The sequence below is a fragment of the Burkholderia sp. genome, from assembly GCF_018375725.1.
Lineage (GTDB): Bacteria > Pseudomonadota > Gammaproteobacteria > Burkholderiales > Burkholderiaceae > Burkholderia.
In genome coordinates this window covers 1-4,849 of sequence record NZ_JAHACR010000307.1, presented here as the reverse complement: position 1 = coordinate 4,849, position 4,849 = coordinate 1, and the positions used below count along the sequence as shown (strand labels likewise).

Genomic DNA, 4,849 nt, shown 5'->3' with positions numbered 1-4,849 from the left:
GTTTCCATCACGCGGATAAACGTGAGGATGTCATCAAAGCGCCACTTCATCGTTCAATCGGCTCCTACCGGAATACTGGTCGTCCCGACACCCCGCACTACCTTCGAGCGCGACATGCGCCGTTGGGCATCAGCAAGCCACAAGTGCTGCGAAACTATATTTTATGGCACCCCGATCGTCAGTTTATATAGAACAACGTATGTGCTAAACGAACGAGTCATGGCGATACTGTTCATCTGCGTGACTGTTCTAGTGAAACGAATCCGGAGTTTGCTCAGATCGTAAGGTGCCTGCTCGTTTGCGAGCGACGCTCTCTCTACAATACCGAAGTCGGTTATCGGATGCCGTTTGGCGTCGGTGCCGGCTCGACCCCGTGAACGATGGAGGACAGGCAGATGCGCGCCTACACTATTTCACTCGTCGTCGGCATTGTCGTCGGTGTGCTCTACGGACTGTTGAAGGTCCGCTCGCCCGCGCCCCCGGCGGTCGCGCTTATTGGGCTTCTCGGCATGCTTGTTGGCGAACAGAGTATATCGCTGCTCCAGTCGGCTCTTGATCGGGGACACGCCACGGAACGCCACGCGACGCCGCCGGTAGTTGACGGTGACGGCAAGGCCCAACGGTAGCGGCGCGATGACCTTTGCTCATGGGCTTCGAGGGCAGAGTTGCCATGCCGATAACCGATCGCAGTCTTAAACGTCGAGGAAAAATCGTGTCGGATCGCGAAGAGATCAGGGATCTAATAGAAAACTGGGCGCTGTGGCGTGACGCGGGTGACTGCGAGCGCTTCGGGACGGTCTGGCATTGGACGGACGCTTGGAAGCAACCTGGTTTCAGGGAACCAGCGATGAGTTCATCGAAGCGAACAAGCAGGGCTGGGCCCGAGACGTCAGCATTCTCCGCTTTCTGGTCGGCACGTCGATTGATGTCGTTGGCGCACGCACGATTGGTCAGACGAAGATGACGATATCGCAGCGCGATAAGGTAGAGGGCGTCTTGTGCGACGTGGTCTGCACGGGATCGTTTTACGACTTCCTGGAAAAGAAGAATGGCCGCTGGGGATTTGTGCTGCGCCAGCCGATCTATGAGAAGGACCGGCTCGATCCGGTCGACCCCGGCGCGTCCCTGAGTCTCGAGACCGAGTTGCTTGAACGATTCCCCGAAGGCTATCGCCATCTGGCCTATCTGCAGACCCGCATCGGCTATCACGTCAAACTCGACATGCCAGGATTGAAAGGCGCAGTGGTCGAGGCACTTTATCAGCGCGGGAGAAACTGGCTCGCGGCGGTTTGCTGTCGTAGTTTCCGATCCTGCTATAAAAATCGCCGCTGATCGCAGATCAGCTTGCAGGCATGCTCGGCAATGTCGACGACCGGCGCCATCGTGTGGCCCCGCGAATGGTCGATGGCGTCGCCGAGGCATCGGCTATGCGCAGTCGTTCGCCCCCCCCTTCACGCGCAACTCGGGATCGAGCACCGCAGCCGGATCATCCATTCCACTCATTGGCTGAGCTATTGCGCCCCAAGTCGTTGAATGAGGTTGTCGCGCAGCCGTATTTGTCAGGGTCGGGCAAGCCGTTACGCTTGAAATTCGGTGCAGGCAAGCTGCATTCACTCATCCTCTGAGGCCACTCGTGTCGGTAAAACTAGCGTGGGCGCTTGACTGCCAACGTGACCGATAGCAAGTTAATTGCTACCCTTGTCGATGCTGGGGCGGGATGGACGCCCGAGGGCGGCATTATTCACACGGGGTTCCCGCCAATGCGGGGTCTGCTGCCGCGCTCCCGAATGTTGATCGACTTTCTGGCAATCCATATTCAGAAAGGTTGCGGTAGCTATGGGCGTGATCATGGTGGGCATGCGAGCCAAGATCATGCAGATGAACGCCTTACGCATCACTGCCATATCGTTGAGGCCGGCAACGAATCTTGGCGCTTCAAAGAGTGAGGGCCGACCAGCCATTCGCAGGTGTCAAGATGTGTCACCGAGAAGGCTCGCTAGCTTTTCCAGTGAGCAGCGACGCGGTGTGAGCAAACTACGGTCAGACTCAGCGCTCCAGAGCGCTCGAGGTGTGGTTGTCTCCCCGCTGCGCGACGGGTGCAGGCCCAGTCATTAACGATACCGGAAATAAAGATTCATGAATCTTCCAGAAAATTCTTTGTTATTCGGTGCCGCGCTACTAATACTACAACTTTTCGCCTGGCGAATATTGCCGGCCTCGTGGCCGGCAATTCAGCTTGTCATTCGACTTGCCCTCTTCTCGTGCCTGACTGCGCTGCTCTACTTCTCCGGGATGAATCCGCTGCGCGAAGCACCGTGGCCTTCGAGCCCGATGGAGCATACGATTGCGGCGATTCTTGAGTTTTCCTGGTGGATCATCGGGGCAAGGCTGACAACAGTGGTATTGGACGTTTTTTTCGCACCAAAGACATGGCACAAAGAACGTTTTTTTCAGGATGTCTTGGGCGCAATTATTTTCCTGGCAGCCACCATCGCGGCCGGCGCATATGTATTTGACTTTCCGGTACATGGCTTACTTGTGACTTCCGGTGCACTGGCCATTATTCTCGGACTAGCCATCCAAAGCACATTAAGCGACGTTTTTTCCGGCATTGTCCTGAATACAACCGAGCCCTACCATCCAGGAGATACCGTCTCCATCGACGGGACAGAAGGAAAAGTGATGGAAATTAACTGGCGAGAAATAAATTTACTGGACGACCAGGGCAACATCGTCACAATACCAAATACACTGGCAGCCAAATCAAAAATAATAAATTTAAGCCGACCCAATAATATACATGGCATTTCATTGATTTTGAAAATTACCCCATCATCAAGGCCTGCCTCTGTCATTACAGCACTCGAACGTGCGATCAAGGGATGCGAGTCAATACTCTTCGACCCGGCGCCCTCGGTTGTGGTCGGCAAAGCCGATCTCAATGCAATCGAATATGAGATGATCTGCTACGTCGATGACCTTTCAAAAAGGTACTTTGCTATCAACCAACTTTATGACATCGCATATCGCCAGCTCAAAGCTGCGGGCATCGGCATGCGCCCACTAGGCTATGCGACCGAATCAACAACAATACCCACTTCGAATCCGGAGTGGTTGATACGAAGTGTAGGGATATTTAGTGATCTCTCACAGACACAAATCCAGAATCTAGCGGCACGATTAGTGCGATCGGCATTTGAAATCGGCACAACACTGGCGAGCGCAAACGAAATTCCAAAATATCTTGCAATTATTGAGTCGGGCGTCGCATCAGTGAGAAATCAAGGTGAACAAGGCAATGCCCAGGAAATAAATCGACTCAATCCCGGCGACTCCTTCGGCGAAGAAGGCATCCTGACAGGGAGGGCACTGAGCGTCGAAATTGTCGCCATGACCGAAACCGTTGCATATCTACTAAAAAAAGAAGATCTCACACCCATTCTCCAGGAAACCCCTGAAATTGGAATCCGCATGTGCCAAATCATTTCACAACACAACGATACAATAAAAGAAAAATATACCGCCGATCGCAAAGAACAGACAACAAGGAAGGGCAGTTTTTTTCATCACCTACTTGAAAGTATGCGCAATTTCCACGGACTTCACAAATAGGCAACGAAGTTTATCGAAAATTTACAATCCGGAAATCTTTAACTCCAATTAAAACCAACTCTGACTCATGAGCATTCCCATAAAAAAATCAACAAAACAATGACCTACGAAGCATCCATCAATAGGGATCACTGAATTTACAGCACGATCATCTTTTATCATAAAAAGACGATTTACATATCACCTTTTCCGCCGACCCATTCCCTATCGCGACGCAAAGCAGCCAGGGTTACAGCACCAGGTATCCGCTGGCGGAGCCAAGACGTTCAGTGTGTTCCGGCGTGTGCGAAACGGGCCACCTGAGCGGATCACGATCGGCAGATGGCCGCCATCACGGCCGAGGAAGCGCGGCGCCAGGCCGCGAGCTTCGTGGCGAAACTGGCATCTGCAGAGAACCCAGCAGCGGCGCGTCGCGCAGTGCGCGGTGAAATTACGTTCGGCCAACTGTACGACGCGTACCTGAAAGACCGAATCACCGCCGGCAAGAAGCGCCCTGACCTCATCCGCGGATTGTGGGAGCGATATCTCGGCCCCCTCCCCGACGAGCCGCGCAAAGCGCACTCGTGCAAGCGGGAGAAGCCGGCCGAGGGTGTCGACTGGTCGACCAAGCGCGTGTCAGAAATCACAGTATCGATGCTCGTGCAACTGCACCGCCGGATCTGCGCGGCCGGCAAGGGGCGCACGGGCAACATGGTGATCGGGCTCGTGCGCGCGATCTACGGCTACGGGCTCGACCATCGGATCGTCACCGAGAACCCCGTCGTCGGCGTGACGTTCGCGCCTGAATGCGAGCGCGACCGGTTCGTGAAAGGCACGAGCTGCTGCGTTTCCTGGCGGCGTTGGAGGCCGAGGAACAGCCATGGCTGGATCTCTTTACCGTGCTGCTTTACGTCGGCTACCGGCGCCGCGCAATCGAGGCAATGCGCTGGTCGGATCTCGACCTAGTTTCCGGTACCTGGACGGTGCCCGGAGAGCGCGCGAAGAACAGCGATCCAATCGTGCTCCCCGTCGTTGGGTCAGCGTTGACGACGTTGCAGACGCGCAGCCGCCCGCGACAAGCCGTAAGCTTCATCCATCTCGACCTCGCCGACGATCCGTACGAGCCGCTGCAGCGCCATCGCTTCGGCGCACGCGGGGCGCTTCGCACTGGTCGAGGAACTGGCGGCGATGCGCGACGCGGGCGTGCAGCACATCGGCCAGCATTTCCGCCGCAATCGCCGCCCGCTCGACGAGAGCG

The 4,849-nt window shown here is 55.5% G+C and carries 6 protein-coding genes and 1 pseudogene; all 7 read left to right on the top strand.

Annotation, left to right across the window (positions count from 1 at the left end):
* Positions 1 to 191, top strand: a 191-nt coding sequence (locus KH616_RS21425) for a hypothetical protein (RefSeq protein ID WP_292250594.1), incomplete at its 5' end; no start/stop codon positions are given.
* Positions 192 to 395: 204 nt separating this feature from the next.
* Positions 396 to 626 (top strand): DUF1427 family protein, encoded by a 231-nt coding sequence (locus tag KH616_RS21420; RefSeq protein ID WP_292250593.1) that lies wholly within the window; start codon positions 396 to 398, stop codon positions 624 to 626.
* A gap of 190 nt (positions 627 to 816) precedes the next feature.
* Positions 817 to 1,332, top strand: a complete 516-nt coding sequence (locus tag KH616_RS21415) for a nuclear transport factor 2 family protein (protein ID WP_292250591.1) — start codon at positions 817 to 819, stop codon at positions 1,330 to 1,332.
* Positions 1,333 to 1,670: 338 nt separating this feature from the next.
* Positions 1,671 to 1,946: a hypothetical protein gene (locus KH616_RS25440; RefSeq protein WP_366835047.1), complete on the top strand. Its 276-nt coding sequence runs from the start codon at positions 1,671 to 1,673 to the stop codon at positions 1,944 to 1,946.
* A gap of 190 nt (positions 1,947 to 2,136) precedes the next feature.
* Positions 2,137 to 3,612 carry a mechanosensitive ion channel family protein gene (locus tag KH616_RS21405; RefSeq protein WP_292250590.1) on the top strand — a complete coding sequence of 492 codons (1,476 nt, stop codon included), beginning with the start codon at positions 2,137 to 2,139 and terminating at the stop codon, positions 3,610 to 3,612.
* Between the two features lie 321 nt (positions 3,613 to 3,933).
* Positions 3,934 to 4,557, top strand: coding sequence for a hypothetical protein (locus KH616_RS21400; RefSeq protein WP_292250588.1), 624 nt, complete (start codon positions 3,934 to 3,936; stop codon positions 4,555 to 4,557).
* A 116-nt stretch (positions 4,558 to 4,673) separates the two neighbouring features.
* Positions 4,674 to 4,849 (top strand): annotated as a pseudogene (locus tag KH616_RS21395) (LLM class flavin-dependent oxidoreductase); the annotation flags it as partial.